Source organism: Streptomyces sp. NPDC051183, from assembly GCF_040682455.1.
GTDB lineage: Bacteria > Actinomycetota > Actinomycetes > Streptomycetales > Streptomycetaceae > Streptomyces.
Window position 1 is genome coordinate 104,996 of the sequence record NZ_JBFBBA010000016.1, and the last position, 16,370, is coordinate 121,365.

A 16,370-nucleotide genomic window follows, 5' to 3' on the forward strand; every position below is an offset into this window, starting at 1 on the left:
TCAGGGGCACATGGCCGTGATCGTGGCGTTGGGTGCGTTCCTGATGACCCTGGCAGGCGGATGGACGGCGCAGCGCGTCACCGACCGCCGCCACCTCGTGCTGGGCCTGGCCGGCGGCCTGATGCTCGGCGTGGTCGGCCTCGACCTGCTCCCCGAGGCCCTGCGGGCGGCGGGCGAGGAGGTCTTCGGCGTCCCGCTCGCCCTGCTGCTGTTCGTCGGCGGCTTCCTGGTCGCGCACGTCGGGGAACGCGTGCTGGCCGTCCGCCAGGCCGCCCACGGCGGCGCGAACGGAAGCGGCGAGGGCCACGGAGGCGGCGGCGACGGGCACGGGGAGCGGGTCCCGGAGGTCGGCCTGACCGCGGCCGCCGCGATGGTCGCCCACAGCCTCGCCGACGGGGTGGCCCTGGGCGCCGCGTTCCAGGTCGGCGGCGGGATGGGCGTGGCCGTGGCACTGGCCGTCATCACCCACGACTTCGCCGACGGGTTCAACACGTACACGCTGACCCGCCTCTACGGCAACGCCCGCCGCAAGGCACTGATGATGCTCTTCGCGGACGCGCTGGCACCGGTGGTGGGCGCGGCGTCCACTCTGCTGTTCACCCTTCCGGAGGAACCGCTCGGCGCGTACCTCGGCTTCTTCGGCGGGGTGCTGCTGTACCTGGCGGCCGCCGAGATCCTGCCGGAGGCGCACCACAAGCACCCCGCCCTGTCCACGCTGATGTGCACGGTGGGCGGGGTGGCCGGGATCTGGCTGGTCGTGGGCCTCGCGGAATGACCCGGAAGGCCCGGCCGGCCCGGCAGATCCGGCCGGCCCGGCCGGTCCGGCCGACCTCACAGGGTGCTTGCCGCGGCGCGGGCGAACCGGTGCGCCACGGACGGCTCCGCCGCCCAGTGCGTGTGCAGGTAACTCGCGTGCACGCCCTGCTGTACGAAGCCCTCGACGCGCCGCTCCGGATGCGTGAACCCCCACGCGGGCGCGGCTCCGGAGCCGGGCTCCACCACCGTCCGGTGGAACTCGTGGCCGCGCAGCCGGGTGCCGTTGGCCGCGAGCGGGCTGTCGGACACCGCCACCGCCTCGCGGTAGCCGAGCGTGAGCCGCTCCGACATGCGCGCGTCGGCGTCGAGCACCCCGCACATGGGCTTCCCGTCGAGCGACCGGGCCAGGTACAGCAGCCCGGCGCACTCGGCCGCCACCGGCCGGCCGGCGGCGGCGAAGTCGGCCACGGCCTTGCGCAGCGGCTCGTTGGCCGCCAGCTCGGGCGCGTACACCTCCGGGAAGCCGCCGCCTATCACCAGCCCGGCGGCGCCGTCGGGCAGCGCCTCGTCCCGGAGCGGGTCGAAGGCGACGACCTCCGCGCCGGCCGCCCGCAGCAGCTCGGCGTGTTCGGCGTACGAGAACGTGAACGCCGGGCCGCCCGCGACGGCGATGACGGGGCGCCGGCCGGCGCCCTGCCCGAGATCCGGAGCGGTGCCGAGGGCCGCCGCCAGGGCGCCCTCCGGCGACCAGGCCTCGCAGGCCACGGCCGGGGCCGTGCGGGCCAGGGCCATCAGCGCGTCCAGGTCGCAGCCGGTCCGTACCTGGTCGGCCAGCGCCGCCACCGCGGCCAGCGCGTCCGCGCGCCGCTCGGCCACCGGGACCAGGCCCAGGTGCCGCGACGGCGCGGCCACCTGCGGAGCCCGCCGCAGGACGCCCAGCACCGGCATCCCGGCCTCCTCCAGGGCCTCCCGCAGCATCACCTCGTGCCGGTCGGAGCCGACCTTGTTCAGGATCACCCCGCCGAGGCGCACCTGCGGGTCGAACGAGGCGAAGCCGTGCACCAGCGCCGCCACCGACCGCGACTGCGAGGACGCGTCGACGACGAGCACCACCGGCGCCCGCAGCAGCTTCGCGACCTGCGCCGTCGACGCCAGCTCACCCCGCCCCGCGGCCCCGTCGTAGAGCCCCATGACGCCCTCGACGACGGCGAGGTCGCACCCCGCCGCCCCGTGCGCGAACAGCGGGGCCACCAGCTCCGGTCCGCACATGAAGGCGTCGAGGTTGCGCCCGGGCCGGCCGGTGGCAAGCGCGTGGTAGCCGGGGTCGATGTAGTCGGGCCCGGCCTTGTGCGGGGACACGGCGAGGCCGCGCTCCGAGAAGGCCGCCATCAGGCCCGTCGCGACGGTGGTCTTGCCGCTGCCGGAGGACGGCGCGGCGATGACCAGTCTCGGTACGTTGAGCGAAGTCACCACTCGATGCCCTTCTGGCCCTTCTGGCCGGCGTCCATCGGGTGCTTGACCTTGGTCATCTCGGTGACCAGGTCCGCGAACTCCAGCAGCTTCTCCGGCGCGTTGCGGCCGGTGATCACCACGTGCTGGGTGCCGGGGCGGTCGCGCAGCACCTCGATGACCTCGTCCACGTCGATCCAGCCCCAGTGCATCGGGTACGCGAACTCGTCCAGCACGTACAGCTTGTGCGTCTCGGCGGCCAGGTCGCGCTTGACCTGCTCCCAGCCCTCCTTGGCCGCCTGCTCGTTGTCGAGCTGCGCGTCGCGCTGGACCCAGGACCAGCCCTCGCCCATCTTGTGCCAGGCCACCGGGCCGCCCTCGCCGGAGGCGCCGAGAACCTTGAGGGCGTTCTCCTCGCCGACCTTCCACTTCGCCGACTTGACGAACTGGAACACTCCGATCGACCAGCCCTGGTTCCAGGCGCGCAGCGCCAGCCCGAAGGCGGCGGTCGACTTGCCCTTGCCCGGTCCGGTGTGGACGAAGACGAGCGGGCGGTTGCGGCGCTGACGCGTCGTGAGTCCGTCTTCGGGAACGACGGACGGCTGTCCCTGAGGCATTACGCGGCCCTCCTGTTGCTGCTGTGCGGAGCATGGGATGCGACGGATGTACGTACGTTCTTGACGAGCCCGGCCAGCGAGTCGGCCCGCAGCCCGTCGAGGCTGACGGCGGGCCCGCCCAGGTCGGCGGCGAGCACCCCGGCCAGCCCCAGCCGGACCGGACCGGCCTCGCAGTCCACGACCACCGACGCGACCCCCTCGGACGCGAGGAGCCGGGCGCTGCGGCCCGCGAGGGCCCGGGGATCGCCGCCGAGGGCGCCGGCCGAGGTGGCCCGCCCGTCGGTGACGACCACGAGCAGCGGCCTGCGCGAGGGGTCGCGCAGCCGCTCGATGCGCAGCACCTCGTGGGCCTTGAGCAGCCCGGCGGCCAGCGGTGTGCGGCCGCCGGTCGGCAGCCGCTCCAGCCGCGCCGCGGCGGTGTCGACGGACGAGGTGGGCGGCAGGGCCAGTTCGGCGCCCGCACCGCGGAAGGTGACCAGGCCGACCTTGTCGCGGCGCTGGTAGGCGTCCAGCAGGAGCGAGAGGACGGCGCCCTTGACGGCGCTCATGCGCTGCCGGGCGGCCATCGAGCCCGAGGCGTCGACCGCGAACAGCACGAGGTTGCCCTCGCGCCCTTCGCGCGTGGCCTGCCGCAGGTCGTCCCCCCGCACGACCAGCCCGCGCCCGGTGCGCCCGCGCGCCTTCTGGTGCGGGGCGGCCGCCTGGATGGTCGCGGCGAGGTGGAGCTTCGTCAGGTGGCCCCGGGGGCGGACGGCGCCGGTGGTGCGGCCGTGGGCGGTGCGGGCGCGCGAACGGCGTCCGGCCGCGCCCTCGCCGAGCCCGGGCACGCTGAGCATCTTGGTGCGGAACGGCTCGGCGGCCGCCACCGCGGCCTGCGTGGGTGCCTCCGCTCCGGACCGGCCCCGGGGGTCGGCGGGATCGGGGGCCTCGGCCCGCGCGGGGGCCGGTTCCTCGACGGGCGCCCGGGGCGGCTCCTCGGCCGGCGCTTCCGCGGGGCCGTCCGGGGCGTCGGACTCCGGTGCCCCGGGGCCGCCGTCGGGGCCTTCGCCCTGCGGGGGCTCGCCGCCGTCGTCGGGGCCGCCGCCGTCGTCCGGGCCCTCGGGCTCGGGGTCGGGTTCGTGGTCCGGCTCCTCGTCGGGGAAGCGGTCCAGGATCTCGTCGAGCTTGTCCTCGTCGAGGCCGGGCGCGTCGAAGGGGTTGCGCCGCCGCCGGTGGGGGAGGGCCAGCAGCGCGGCCTGCCGTACGTCCTCCTTGCGTACGGCGGTCCGCCCGGCCCACGCGGCCAGCGCGGTGGCGGTACGGGCCATCACGATGTCGGCGCGCATGCCGTCGACCTCGAAGCCGGCGCAGGTCGCGGCGATCTGCAGCAGCGAGGTGTCCCCGAGGACGACCTTCGGCAGCAGCGACCGCGCGGCCACCACCCGGGCCCGGACCTCGTGCTCGTCCCCGGCCCAACGGCTCGCGAAGCCCGCGGGGTCGTCCTCGTACGCGAGCCGGCGGCGCACCACCTCCACGCGCTGGGCCGGCTCGCGCGACGCGGCGACCTCGACGGTCAGCCCGAACCGGTCCAGGAGCTGCGGCCGGAGCTCGCCCTCCTCGGGGTTCATCGTGCCGACGAGGAGGAAGCGGGCGGCGTGGCGGACGGAGACGCCCTCGCGCTCGACGTAGGACGCGCCCATGGCAGCGGCGTCGAGGAGCAGGTCGATCAGGTGGTCGTGGAGGAGGTTGACCTCGTCGACGTACAGGATCCCGCGGTGCGCGTCGGCCAGCAGGCCGGGCTCGAAGGCCTTCACGCCCTCGGCCAGGGCCCGTTCGATGTCGAGGGCGCCGACGAGGCGGTCCTCGGAGGCGCCGACGGGCAGCTCCACCATGCGGGCGGGGCGGCCCTGGCCCGGCCCGGGCTCGTGCGGGCCGTCGGGGCAGGCGGGATCCGGCGCGCCGGGCGCGCACGAGAACCGGCAGCCGGGCACGACGTCCACCTGCGGCAGCAGCGCGGACAGCGCGCGGACGGCGGTGGACTTGGCGGTCCCCTTCTCGCCGCGCACGAGCACGCCGCCGACCGCGGGGCTCACCGCGTTGAGCAGGAGAGCGAGCCGCAGGTCGGTCTGGCCGACCAGTGCGGTGAACGGGTAGGGCGTGCTCATGCGTTCACTCCTTCTGGCGGGCTGGATTGCCGTGCAGCGGCAATTTCAGCCTCGCCGGCGTTTGAGGCGCGGGTCCGGGCGGAGCCCGGTTCGGGAAGGGGCGGGGTGGGGAAGGCCGCCCGCAGGGCCGCGGCCGTCACGGCGCGCCCGGGGGCAGGAAGGGGAGCCCGGCGGGCGCGCCCGACTCGATCAGCCCCAGCAGCGCAGCGGTGTCGGCGTGCTCCTCGATCAGGTCGCCCAGCAGGTCCAGCTGTTCCTCTCGCAGCGCCGCGAAGGACGTGTCCGGCGCGGGGACGAACCGCCGCCCGGCGGCCGAGGCCACCTCGCGCAGGAACGCCCGGCGGAAGCCGTCCGACTCCAGCGAGCCGTGCCAGTGGGTGCCCCAGACCGCGCCGACCCGGCACCCGTCCAGGAAGGGGGTCCCGCCGAGGACTTCCGCCACGCCGTGGTGGATCTCGTACCCCTCGACCGGCTCGCCGAGCGCCGAACCCACCGGCCGCGCGAGGGTCTTCTCCCGCTCGAAGCGGATGCGTACGGGCAGCAGGCCGAGGCCGTCCACGTCCCCCGCCCGGGATTCGACCTCGTCGGAGATCCGCTCGCCCAGCACCTGGAACCCGCCGCAGATCCCGAGCACCGGCCGGCCCTCCGCGGCCCGCCGGACCAGCGCGTCGGCCAGGCCCCGCTCGCGCAGCCAGGCCAGGGCCTTGACCGTGCCCCGGGTGCCGGGCACGACGACCAGGTCCGCGTCGGCCAGCTCCTCCGCCCGGTCCACGAACCGCACCACGACCCCCGGCTCCGCCGCGAGCGCGTCGACGTCCGTGAAGTTCGACATCAGCGGCACCGCGCACACCGCGACCCGCAGCACGTCCTCGCCGACCGGCGGGGCGACCACGGACTCCCGTACCGCGCCGCGCAGCGAGACCCGCAGCCCGTCCTCCTCGTCGATGCCCAGTCCGTGCTGGAAGGGCAGCACCCCGTACGTCCCCCGCCCGGTGAGCCCGCGCAGCATCTCCATGCCGGGCTCCAGCAGGGAGACGTCGCCGCGGAACTTGTTCACCATGTACCCGGCGATCAGCGACTGGTCCTCGGGCGAGAGCAGCGCCGTCGTCCCGAAGAAGGACGCGAAGACCCCGCCCCGGTCGATGTCCCCGACCACGACGACCGGGAACCGCGCGGCCCGCGCGATGCCCATGTTCACGATGTCGGTCCGGCGCAGGTTGATCTCGGCCGGACTCCCCGCCCCCTCGCAGATCACGGCGTCATACGTGCCCCGCAGCTGCTCCAGGCAGTCCGTGACGATGCCGAGCAACTGCTCCTGCCGCCCGCCGTGGTAGCCGCGGGCGCTCATCTCGCCCACCGGCTTGCCCAGCAGCACCACCTGGCTGCTGCGGTCGCTGCCGGGCTTGAGCAGCACCGGGTTCATCAGCGCGGTCGGCTCCACGCGCGCGGCCTGCGCCTGCATCGCCTGCGCTCGCCCGATCTCGGCGCCCTCGCGGGTCACGAAGGAGTTCAGCGACATGTTCTGCGCCTTGAACGGGGCCACCTTCACGCCCTGCCGGGCCAGCCAGCGGCAGATGCCCGCCGTGACCACGCTCTTGCCCGCGTCCGATGTCGTACCGGCGACGAGCAGTCCGCCGCCGCGCTTCGCGCCGCTCATGCGCGCCGCCCCTTCCTCGTCCTGCGGGAGACCCCGGAGCCCAGGGAGACCCGGGCCACCAGCAGCCGGGCCGATACGCAGGCGCCCAGCGCCAGCCACGTCACCTGCCGCGACAGCCGTACCGCCCGCTCGATGTCCGCGACCTCCACCGGCCGCCCCTGCGCGCCGTTCAGGACGGCCCGGTGCTCGACCCGGCCGCCGTACGCGAGGGTGCCGCCGAGGCGTACGCCGAGCGCACCGGCGAACGAGGCCTCCACGGGCCCGGCGTTCGGGCTCGGATGGGCGGCGGCGTCGGCGCGCCAGGCCCGTACGGCCCCCCGCCGGTCGGGACCGGCCAGTACGGCGGCGAGCGCGGTCAGCCGGGCGCCCGGCCAGCCCGCGACGTCGTCCAGCCGGGCCGAGGCCCAGCCGTAGCGCAGGTAGCGGGGGGACTTGTGGCCGACCATCGCGTCCAGGGTGTTCACGGCGCGGAAGGCCAGCAGCCCGGGGACGCCGGCGACGGCTCCCCAGACCAGGGCCCCGACCACCGCGTCGGAGGTGTTCTCGGCGACCGACTCCACGACGGCGCGGGCCATCTGCTGCTCGTCGAGGGAGTGCGGGTCGCGCCCGCACAGGTGCGGCAGCCGCTCCCGGGCCACCTCTGCGTCCCCGGCGGCGAGCGCGCCGCCGATGGCGCGGGCCTCCCGGCCCAGCGAGGTGCCGCCCACGACGGCCCAGGTGGCGGCGGCGGTCAGAGCGATACGGGCGGCCGCGGGCCGGGAGCGCACGGCCCGTGCGCCCAGCGCGCCGACAACGGCCGCGCCCCCGGCGCACACCAGGGTGTGCAGGACGCCCCGGGCGCGGTCGTCGCGCCACAGGGCACGCTCGACGGCGGCGGCGGTCCGTCCGAAGGCGGCCACGGGGTGCCCGCGGCGAGGATCACCGAGGATCCGGTCGCCGATCAGGCCGGCCGTGGCGCCGTACGCGAAAACGCGATCGGCACGCATGGTGGCAGGTATGTCCTCACTCAGGGTCCGCGCCCTGGTTCGACGTGACCGGCGGCGAGAGTTCCTGGCTCCCGGATCCGCTCGGCAGAGCGTCCGGTGACAGTGGCGGGACCGCGCCGGATTCGCACCGGACTTCCTCTCCATGCCGCCGTATTGGCTCGGGCAGTCCACCACGCACCGCGAACGCCCGTCAACTCGCCGTTGACCTGCGACGGCGTACGCGAAAGCTCCCTCCGGGAGAAACCCGGAGGGAGCCCTGACGCGTGGTGTGCGAGTGCCTCAGCTGACGATCAGGTAGATGGCGTAGGTCACGGCCGCCGCGCACAGCGCGAAGCAGGCGTACGCGCCGCTGCGGGCCAGGGTGGCGGCGCCGCCCTGCTCGGTGGCGGCCTCGTGCTTGGAGAGGCCCACGAGGCCCAGGGTGAAGAGGGCCACGAGCGCGACGGTGGCGGAGAGGCTGACCCCGAAGACGGAGCCGAGTGCTGCCCAGTCGATCTTCATACTGCCGTTTCCTCTGTCGTTCTCGGGGTCAGACCGCGGCGGCCGGAGCCGCAGGGGTCGCCGGGGTGGCCGTCGTGGCCGGGATGGTGGCCTTGAGGGCGTCGTCCGTCACCGCGGCGGTCGTGCCCGCGGTCGGCGGGACGGCGACGGCGGCCATGGCGGTGGTGACCACACCGGGCTGCTCGGCTTCGGCGCCGGCCGGCGCCACGTCGTTGACGTTGTTGTGGTCGACGACCTGGCGGCGGGAGATGACCCAGATGGCGATGCACGAGGCGACCAGGAAGACCGCCACGCCGGCGACGCCGACGTCACCGGTGCGCATGACCAGCTCGGCGCCGGAGGCGACGAGGGCGGCGGCCGGCAGGGTCAGGCCCCACGCGATGAACATGCGGGTGGCGGTGGACCAGCGGACCACACCGCCCTTGCGGCCCAGGCCCGCACCCATGACCGCGCCGGAGCAGGCGTGGGTGGTGGAGAGGGAGAAGCCGAGGCTGGAGGAGGCCAGGATGACGCTGGCGGCCGAGGTCTGGGCGGCGAAGCCCTGCTGCGGCTGCAGGTCGGTCAGGCCGCTGCCCATGGTGCGGATGATGCGCCAGCCGCCGAGGTAGGTGCCCATCGCGATGGCCAGGCCGGCGGAGACGATGACCCAGACCGGCGGGTTGGACCCGGGGGCGAGCGCACCGCCGGCGACCAGCGCCAGGGTGATGATGCCCATCGTCTTCTGCGCGTCGTTGGTGCCGTGCGCGAGGGAGACGAGACCGGCCGAGGCGATCTGACCGGCGCGGTAGCCCTTGGTGGAGGTCTTCTCGCCGACCTTGTTGCCGAGCTTGTAGGTGAGCTTGGCGGCCAGCATCGCGGCGATGCCGGCGACCAGGGGCGCGGCGATCGCGGGGATGAGCACCTTGGTGACGACGACGCTGCCGTTGACGGCGTCCAGGCCGGCGGAGGCGACCGCGGCGCCGATCAGGCCGCCCATCAGGGCGTGGGAGGAGCTGGAGGGGAGCCCGACGAGCCAGGTGACGAGGTTCCAGAGGATCGCGCCGACCAGGGCCGCGAAGATCACTTCTGGCTGAATGCCCTCTTCGTTGACCAGGCCCTTGGAGATCGTCTTGGCGACCTCCACGGACATGAACGCGCCGACGAGGTTCAGGACGGCGGACATGGCCACCGCAGTCTTGGGCTTGAGGGCGCCGGTCGAGATGGTGGTGGCCATCGCGTTGGCCGTGTCGTGAAAACCGTTCGTGAAGTCGAACACGAGAGCGGTGATGATCACGATCCCGAGGAGAAGCGTTATGTGCTCCATTTACCCAGGCTTCTGTTTGACGTCAGTGGCTCGTGGACCGTAAGCAACCTGGATGAACGGAAGGTGAACTGAGACGGGCGAAGCGGTGTCTCGCCCCGGCATGCCATCGGGACGTTTGTCCCGCTACAGCGGTAGATATATCGATTGACGCACGTCAGAGCCGGGTGAACGGAACCCCTCGCGGGAGACCTCCGGCACCCCGGACCCCCCGAGCGGTCCCCCGGAAGAGATCCAGATCACCCTCCGCCGGCCCGCCCGGTGGCCCGCCGGGGCCCCCGCACCGACACTGGAGCGGTGCGCACCGCTACGGCGACGGCAGCGGCCGTCACGACGACCATCCTGGGTGCCGGCGCGGCCGCGGTGGCGACCGCCGTCGCCGCCGGCCGGTACGCCGCCGACGCGGCCCTGCGCCCCGAACCGGGGCGCCCCCTGCCCGGCGGGCCCCGGCTCAGCGTCCACTCCACCGCCGCCGGCCGGGTCGAACTGACCCGCTCCCTGGCCTCCCTGCGCGACGGCACGTACGGACTGACCGCGCCCGGGGTGCACGCGGTGGTCGGCCCGGTGATCGCCGACGCCCCGCACGGCCCGGACACCGTCGTACGCCGGCTGCTCGCCGTCACCCACGGCAGCCTCGACCCCGGCACCCGCGTCACCCTGACCCCGCAGGTCCACCTCGGCAACCCGCGCACCGCCCTCGGGCTCGACCACGCCGACGTGGACATCCCCGGCGAGCTCGGGGCGCTGCCCGCCTGGTTCGTACCCGCCGCCCGCGACACCTGGGTGATCACCGTCCACGGGCTCGGCGCCACCCGCGAGCACCCGATGGTGGTGCTGCCCTTCCTGCACCGCCACCGGCTGCCCGTCCTGGACGTGGCCTACCGCGGCGACCTCGGCGCCCCCGCCTCCCCGGACGGCCTCGGCCACCTCGGCGAGTCGGAGTGGCGCGACCTCGACGCCGCCATCCGCTACGCCCTGCGCTACGGAGCCCGCCGCGTGGTCCTGCACGGCTGGTCCGCCGGCGCGGCCATGGCCCTGCGCGCGGTCGAGCGCTCGGCGCTGTCCGACCGGATCTCCGGACTGGTGCTGGACTCGCCCGTGCTCGACTGGCACGCCACCCTGCGCGCGCTCGTCGCCGCGCGCCGCACCCCCGCCGCGCTGCTGCCGTTCGCGGTGCGGGCGGCCGAGGGGCGGGCCGGGCTGCGCGCCGACCACCGCGCGCCGGGGGCCGACCCCGGTGCGCTGAAGGTCCCCATCCTGATCTTCCACGGCCCGGACGACGCGCTCGCCCCCTGGGAGCCCGCCCGCCGGCTCGCCGCCGCGCGCCCGGACCTGGTCACCCTGCACCCGGTCCGCGAGGCGGCGCACGGGGCGATGTGGAACGCCGATCCGGCCGGGTACGAGGAGGCTCTGCGCCGCTTCCTGACCCCTCTTATGTGAAGGCCGTGTGCCGCAGGGGACGGGGCGGGCGTTTTGTCCCGTTGTTCCCCGTGGCGGCAGGTGGAAAGGGCCGGTTCCGTTTGGGCTTTCGGCCGGTGACGGGCGAGACTGCTTCCGTGACGTCCCGAAAGCCTGATGAGCAGTTGGCTCGCGACTCCAGACTCCGACTCGTCTCCCCGCGGTCCGTTGCCACGGCCCGTAAGGCGGTGACCGACCGGCGAACCCGGACCACCCCAAGGCCTCCGGCGGGCACCCCCGCCACGGCCGAACTCGCGAGCAGAGCCCGCGCCTCGCTCGCCGACGCCGTACGCCTCGCCCGCTGGGCCGAGCGCAACCTCGGCGCCGGGGACGGCGGCCGGCCCGCACCCGCGGCCGCCCTGCCGGCCGTCGACGTCGAACGGGCCGCCGCCGAGCTGCGCCTGACGCACGGCCAGATCCGGGTCGGCTGGGACCGGTCCCGGCTCGCCGGCCTGGTCGAGGTACACGGCGGCCAGGCCCGTCCCGGCTGGCGGCTGCGCGCCTGGGACCGCGACGACACCGCGGTGCTGCGCGGCTGGGTCGCCCTCTTCGACGCCTGGTCGCTGGTCCACCCGGCCCCCGCCGACATCGCCGCCGCGGCCGTCGCCGAGGTCGTCGAGGCCATGCCCCAGCTGCTCTCGCTGCTCCAGCTGTCCGCCGGACCCGTGACCGTCCCGGACCTGCTGGACCTGCTCGGCCAGCGCGTCGACGAACTGCGCGACGAGCGCTGCGAGATCCCCTACGACGCCGCCGCGCCGGACAGCGCCGCGGACGGCGTCGCGGACGGCGTCGCGGACAGCGTCGCCGACACCGCTTCGGACACCGCTTCGGACACCGCTTCGGACACCGCGCCCGCCGTGGCCCCCGTGCCGCTCGCCCGGCTGCTGCGCTGGGCGCTCGGCGGACTCGCCGCGGTCGACGCCGTCACCCTCGGGCCGGCGCAGGCCACGCTCACCCCGCTCGGCAGCTGGGCCGTGTGGGTCAAGCTGGAGCAGATCTGCGTCGCCGCGCAGAGCCCGGCCGGGAACATCGAGCAGTCCGCCGCCGCCATGCTGCACGGCTGCGCGCGGCTCACCCCCGGCCCGGCCAGGGCCGAGTACCAGGCCTGGCTCGCCGCCCGGCCGGTCGGCCACGCCGTCTCCGAGCTGCTGCAGGCGGCCCGCGGCGAGGACGCCCTACTGCGCGGCCTGGCCTTCGAGGCCCTGCGCGTGGTCGGAGCCCCCGCCGAGCCCGATGTGCGCGCGGCCTCCCGAGAGGCCACGCTGCGCCCCTACGCGCTGCTCTGGCTCGCCGAGCACGACGGGGTCGACCCGGACGAGGCCCCGGACGTCCTGACCGCCGAGGAGTCGACCTGGCTCTGGGTGGACACCGCGGCCGCCATCGCCGACCACGGCGAGGCCGAGCTGCTGGCCCGCCACCTGGACTCGGCCGTGCGCACCACCGTCCCGCGGCTGCTGGACGAGGTCCGCGCGGTCGGCCACCCCCGCACCGTGCAGGTGCTGGTCGCGCTCGCCGCCGCGCACCCCGACCCGGCGCTCGCCAAGGCGCTGCGCCGGGCGGCCTTCCAGGTGCACACCGGCGGCGCGTAGCGCCCGTACGGCCGAGGAAGCGGCGGCGGAAGCGGAATCGCAAGCGGAATCCGGAACGCCGAAGCGCCGCGGGTCGCTCAGACCTGCGGCGCGTAGGTCCCGAAGCTCCAGATGTTGCCCTCCGCGTCCTTGGCCATGTAGTCCCGCGACCCGTACTCCTGGTCGGTCGGCTCCATGAGGATCTCCACCCCGTGCTCGACGGCCCGGCGGTGGTGCGCGTCCACGTCGTCGACCACGACATAGACCCCGGCCGGGCCCGCGCCCTCCATGGCCTTGTCATAGGCGCCGCCGCGGCCCTTGCTGCCGAGCATCACCGCGCCGTTCCCGTATGACAGCTCCGCGTGCATCACGGTGCCGTCGTCCCCCTCGTACACCGCCACCTGGGTGAAGCCGAATGCCTCGGTCAGCTGCTGGATCGCTGCCTTGGCGTTGCCGTAGAGCAGCGTCGGGTAAATGGACGGAACACCTGCCATGACGATCACTCCCTCTCGTGCAGTGCGGATCGGTCAATGGGTGGGCTGTGACCCGCACCACAGCATGGCAGGCGCCGCCGACAGTCAGCGGAAGGTGTTGCACTGGGCCATGTCGCCCGTCCGGTAGCCCTGGTAGAACCACTGCTGGCGCTGCTCGGCACTGCCGTGGGTCCAGGACTCCGGCGTCACCCGGCCCTGGAACTTCTCCTGGATCCGGTCGTCGCCGACCGCGGCCGCCGCGTCCAGGCCGTCCCTGATGTCCTGCTCGGTCAGGCTGGTGATCAGCGGCCGGCCCGTGGCCGGGTCGGGGGTCGTCGTCGCGTGGTGCGCCCAGACGCCCGCGTAGCAGTCGGCCTGGAGCTCGACCTTGACCGCGTTGCTGTTCGCGCCCTGCTGCCCGTCCTGGGCCCGCTGGAGGGTGCCGGTCAGGTTCTGGATGTGGTGCCCGTACTCGTGGGCGACCACGTACGCCTGGGCGAAGGGTCCGCCGGACGCCCCGAACTTGGTCCGCAGCTCGTCGAAGAAGCCGAGGTCCAGATAGACCTGCCGGTCGCCGGGGCAGTAGAAGGGGCCGACCGCCGAGGTGGCGGCCCCGCAGGCCGTGTTCACCCGGCCGGTGAAGAACACCGTCTGCGCCGGGCTGTACTGGCCCTTGCGCCGCTGGAATTCCTGCTTCCAGAAGTCCTGGACGCTGTTGACCACCGCGACCAGCCGGCAGTCCTCCCGCTCGTTCGCGTCCTTCCCGGTCTTGCACGTCTGCTGCACCTGCGCGACGGAGGACGAGGTCGCCACGGGCTCCGGGCTCCCGTCGGACAGGCCCAGCTGCTCCGGGCCGACACCGAACAGGAGCCCCATGATCAGTGCGATGAAACCGACGATGCCGCCGCCGATCGTGGCCCTGCCGCCCGGGATGCGGCCGCTGCCGCGCACGTCCTTGACCTCGGAAGTGTCCAGATTGGCGTTGTCGTCGAACTGCATCCCGCACCGCCCTCCCATCGTGAAGAAGGCGCGGCCCCGTGGCCGCCCCTGCGGCGAGTATCAACCTGTTCATCCTGATACGCCCCCCGGCCGCCCGGCGTGGTCCATGAGCCGAACGGGGGACACGGGGGAGGGGAGCCGGCCGTCCGGCGGCCCGGAAAGTAGTTGCGCACCCCCGGTAGAATGACTGTCATGGCAAATCTCCTCGCGGATTAGCGGCGTCGAAGCTTCGCGTCCTGCCCCCCTTCCGCCGTCCCCATCCCGCCCTGGAGTATTTCCGTGATCACCGCCACCGGCGTCGAGCTGCGCGCCGGCGCCCGCGTCCTCATCGAGTCCGCCTCCTTCCGCATCGCCAAGGGCGACCGCATCGGCCTGGTCGGCCGCAACGGAGCGGGCAAGACCACCCTCACCAAGTGCCTCGCCGGCGAGGGCCAGCCCGCCGCCGGCTCGATCACCCGCTCGGGCGAGGTCGGCTACCTCCCGCAGGACCCGCGCACCGGCGACCTCGACGTCCTGGCCAGCGACCGGATCCTGTCCGCGCGCGGCCTCGACGTCCTGCTCAAGAAGATGCGCATGAACGAGGAGCGCATCTCCTCCGGCTCCGGCGCCACCCGTGAGAAGGCGCTGCGCCAGTACGAGCGCCAGGAGACCGAGTTCCTGACCAAGGGCGGGTACGCCGCCGAGTCCGAGGCCGCGACCATCTCGGCCGCCCTCGGCCTGCCCGACCGGGTGCTCGGCCAGCCGCTGCACACCCTCTCCGGCGGTCAGCGCCGCCGCGTGGAGCTCGCCCGGATCCTCTTCTCGGACGCCGACACCCTGCTCCTCGACGAGCCGACCAACCACCTCGACGCCGACTCGATCGTGTGGCTGCGCGACTACCTGAAGACCTACCGCGGCGGCTTCGTCGTGATCTCCCACGACGTCGACCTGGTCGAGACCGTCGTGAACAAGGTCTTCTACCTGGACGCCAACCGGTCCCAGATCGACGTCTACAACATGGGCTGGAAGCTCTACCAGCAGCAGCGCGAGGCCGACGAGAAGCGCCGCAAGCGCGAGCGCCAGAACGCCGAGAAGAAGGCCGCGGCCCTGAACTCGCAGGCCGACAAGATGCGCGCCAAGGCGACCAAGACCGTCGCCGCCCAGAACATGGCCAAGCGCGCCGACCGGCTGCTCGCGGGCCTGGAGGCCGTCCGCGTCTCCGACAAGGTCGCCAAGCTGCGCTTCCCCGACCCGGCGCCCTGCGGCAAGACCCCGCTGACCGCCGAGGGCCTGTCGAAGTCGTACGGCTCGCTGGAGATCTTCACCGACGTCGACCTGGCCATCGACAAGGGCTCCCGCGTCGTCATCCTGGGCCTCAACGGCGCCGGCAAGACCACCCTGCTGCGCCTGCTGTCGGGCACCGAGAAGCCCGACACCGGCACGGTCGTCCCCGGTCACGGCCTCAAGCTCGGCTACTACGCCCAGGAGCACGAGACCCTGGACCCCGAGCGCACGGTGCTGGAGAACATGCGCTCCTCCGCGCCGGACCTGGACCTGGTCGCCGTCCGCAAGACCCTCGGCTCGTTCCTGTTCTCCGGCGACGACGTGGACAAGCCCGCGGGCGTGCTCTCCGGCGGTGAGAAGACCCGTCTGGCGCTGGCCACCCTGGTCGTCTCCTCCGCCAACGTGCTGCTGCTCGACGAGCCCACCAACAACCTCGACCCGGCCAGCCGCGAGGAGATCCTGGGCGCGCTGCGCACGTACAAGGGTGCGGTCATCCTCGTCACGCACGACGAGGGCGCCGTCGAGGCGCTGGAGCCGGAGCGGATCATCCTGCTTCCGGACGGCGTGGAGGACCTGTGGGGACCGGACTACCGGGACCTCGTGGCACTCGCCTGAGATGTGATCCAGTTCCTTATGGATCATTCGGCTCAGGCGTGATCCATCATCTGAGTGAGACGGTCTCGTACCGTTGCACGCTGTTCGACGGCCCCGGCCGCATCCGCACGGATGTGTGACCGGGGCCGCTCGTTTTCCGCGTTCGGCCCCTGACCTGGTGATTCCCGTCGAGTGCGGAGGAGTGTGACGGAGGTCATGTGGCGGAAGAGGAGATTCCGTTCTGCTCGTGCGTCCACTCCTCGGGAAATGCCGTCGTACCGACCTTGCTGAATGGGTGGCCAGGAAGCGTGGGAGGGGTGATCATGAGAAGTCCAGAGCGCACTTCCCATGAGGAGGCACGGGTGGCCGAGACTCTGAAGAAGGGCAGCCGGGTAACCGGCGCCGCGCGCGACAAGCTCGCGGCAGACCTGAAGAAGAAGTACGACTCCGGTGCGAGTATCCGGGCGCTGGCCGAAGAGACCGGCCGGTCCTACGGATTCGTCCACCGGATGCTCAGCGAGTCCGGAGTCACGCTGCGCGGTCGCGGTGGCGCGACGCGCGGCAAGAAGGCGGCTACGGCCTGACCCACCGGTTCCACACTTGGT

The 16,370-nt window shown here is 73.9% G+C and carries 13 protein-coding genes, 1 pseudogene and 1 riboswitch; of the genes and pseudogenes, 5 read left to right on the forward strand and 9 right to left on the reverse strand.

What is annotated here, in order from left to right:
• Positions 1-10 precede the first annotated feature (10 nt).
• On the forward strand, positions 11-775 hold the full coding sequence (locus AB0M99_RS16590) for a ZIP family metal transporter (RefSeq protein ID WP_365920875.1): 765 nt from the start codon (positions 11-13) through the stop codon (positions 773-775).
• A 56-nt stretch (positions 776-831) separates the two neighbouring features.
• Here AB0M99_RS16590 and AB0M99_RS16595 read toward each other — a convergent pair whose 3' ends face one another.
• The 7 genes and pseudogenes from AB0M99_RS16595 to AB0M99_RS16625 all read right to left on the reverse strand — a co-directional run bounded on the left by AB0M99_RS16595 (position 832) and on the right by AB0M99_RS16625 (position 9,413).
• Entirely contained in the window at positions 832-2,229 is a 1,398-nt protein-coding gene (locus tag AB0M99_RS16595) for a cobyrinate a,c-diamide synthase (protein ID WP_365920877.1), read from the reverse strand.
• Positions 2,223-2,822, reverse strand: a complete 600-nt coding sequence (gene cobO / locus AB0M99_RS16600; protein WP_365920879.1) for a cob(I)yrinic acid a,c-diamide adenosyltransferase — start codon at positions 2,820-2,822, stop codon at positions 2,223-2,225. The genes AB0M99_RS16595 and cobO overlap by 7 nt, the downstream gene beginning before the upstream one ends.
• Positions 2,822-4,966: a putative cobaltochelatase gene (locus tag AB0M99_RS16605; RefSeq protein WP_365920881.1), complete on the reverse strand. Its 2,145-nt coding sequence runs from the start codon at positions 4,964-4,966 to the stop codon at positions 2,822-2,824. The genes cobO and AB0M99_RS16605 overlap by 1 nt, the downstream gene beginning before the upstream one ends.
• Before the next feature lie 139 nt (positions 4,967-5,105).
• Positions 5,106-6,623: pseudogene (locus AB0M99_RS16610) on the reverse strand (cobyric acid synthase); the annotation flags it as partial.
• Entirely contained in the window at positions 6,620-7,609 is a 990-nt protein-coding gene (locus tag AB0M99_RS16615) for a cobalamin biosynthesis protein (protein ID WP_365920883.1), read from the reverse strand. The gene AB0M99_RS16615 and the pseudogene AB0M99_RS16610, both read right to left, overlap by 4 nt.
• A gap of 35 nt (positions 7,610-7,644) precedes the next feature.
• Positions 7,645-7,774: riboswitch (cobalamin riboswitch) on the reverse strand.
• A 114-nt stretch (positions 7,775-7,888) separates the two neighbouring features.
• Positions 7,889-8,110, reverse strand: a complete 222-nt coding sequence (locus tag AB0M99_RS16620) for a hypothetical protein (protein ID WP_365920885.1) — start codon at positions 8,108-8,110, stop codon at positions 7,889-7,891.
• A 28-nt stretch (positions 8,111-8,138) separates the two neighbouring features.
• A complete protein-coding gene (locus tag AB0M99_RS16625; RefSeq protein ID WP_365920887.1) occupies positions 8,139-9,413 on the reverse strand; it encodes an inorganic phosphate transporter in 1,275 nt (424 codons plus the stop codon).
• 294 nt (positions 9,414-9,707) lie between these two features.
• On the opposite strand from AB0M99_RS16625, the gene AB0M99_RS16630 reads away from it, so the two are divergent.
• Together AB0M99_RS16630 and AB0M99_RS16635 are read left to right on the forward strand one after the other, a co-directional pair.
• Complete coding sequence (locus AB0M99_RS16630) at positions 9,708-10,850, forward strand: alpha/beta fold hydrolase (protein ID WP_365920889.1); 1,143 nt, start codon at positions 9,708-9,710, stop codon at positions 10,848-10,850.
• A 206-nt stretch (positions 10,851-11,056) separates the two neighbouring features.
• Positions 11,057-12,457, forward strand: a complete 1,401-nt coding sequence (locus AB0M99_RS16635) for a hypothetical protein (protein WP_365920891.1) — start codon at positions 11,057-11,059, stop codon at positions 12,455-12,457.
• A gap of 77 nt (positions 12,458-12,534) precedes the next feature.
• Here the strand turns inward: AB0M99_RS16635 and AB0M99_RS16640 are convergent, their stop codons facing one another.
• Together AB0M99_RS16640 and AB0M99_RS16645 are read right to left on the reverse strand one after the other, a co-directional pair.
• Positions 12,535-12,930 carry a VOC family protein gene (locus AB0M99_RS16640; protein WP_365920893.1) on the reverse strand — a complete coding sequence of 132 codons (396 nt, stop codon included), beginning with the start codon at positions 12,928-12,930 and terminating at the stop codon, positions 12,535-12,537.
• Positions 12,931-13,014: 84 nt separating this feature from the next.
• Positions 13,015-13,908: a neutral zinc metallopeptidase gene (locus tag AB0M99_RS16645; protein WP_365920895.1), complete on the reverse strand. Its 894-nt coding sequence runs from the start codon at positions 13,906-13,908 to the stop codon at positions 13,015-13,017.
• A 279-nt stretch (positions 13,909-14,187) separates the two neighbouring features.
• Between AB0M99_RS16645 and AB0M99_RS16650 the strand changes: the two genes are divergently transcribed.
• A complete protein-coding gene (locus AB0M99_RS16650) occupies positions 14,188-15,786 on the forward strand; it encodes an ABC-F family ATP-binding cassette domain-containing protein (RefSeq protein WP_365920897.1) in 1,599 nt (532 codons plus the stop codon).
• A gap of 341 nt (positions 15,787-16,127) precedes the next feature.
• Positions 16,128-16,349: a helix-turn-helix domain-containing protein gene (locus AB0M99_RS16655; RefSeq protein WP_018518904.1), complete on the forward strand. Its 222-nt coding sequence runs from the start codon at positions 16,128-16,130 to the stop codon at positions 16,347-16,349.
• Positions 16,350-16,370: the final 21 nt, after the last annotated feature.

Excerpts from the sequence above, each read along its gene's own strand:
- AB0M99_RS16605 (WP_365920881.1), bottom strand. The coding sequence starts at position 4,966 with ATGAGCACGCCCTACCCGTTCACCGCACTGGTCGGCCAGACCGACCTG.
- AB0M99_RS16620 (WP_365920885.1), bottom strand. The coding sequence starts at position 8,110 with ATGAAGATCGACTGGGCAGCACTCGGCTCCGTCTTCGGGGTCAGCCTC.
- cobO (WP_365920879.1), bottom strand. The coding sequence starts at position 2,822 with ATGCCTCAGGGACAGCCGTCCGTCGTTCCCGAAGACGGACTCACGACG.
- AB0M99_RS16640 (WP_365920893.1), bottom strand. The coding sequence starts at position 12,930 with ATGGCAGGTGTTCCGTCCATTTACCCGACGCTGCTCTACGGCAACGCC.
- AB0M99_RS16590 (WP_365920875.1), top strand. The coding sequence starts at position 11 with ATGGCCGTGATCGTGGCGTTGGGTGCGTTCCTGATGACCCTGGCAGGC.
- AB0M99_RS16615 (WP_365920883.1), bottom strand. The coding sequence starts at position 7,609 with ATGCGTGCCGATCGCGTTTTCGCGTACGGCGCCACGGCCGGCCTGATC.
- AB0M99_RS16625 (WP_365920887.1), bottom strand. The coding sequence starts at position 9,413 with ATGGAGCACATAACGCTTCTCCTCGGGATCGTGATCATCACCGCTCTC.
- AB0M99_RS16645 (WP_365920895.1), bottom strand. The coding sequence starts at position 13,908 with ATGCAGTTCGACGACAACGCCAATCTGGACACTTCCGAGGTCAAGGAC.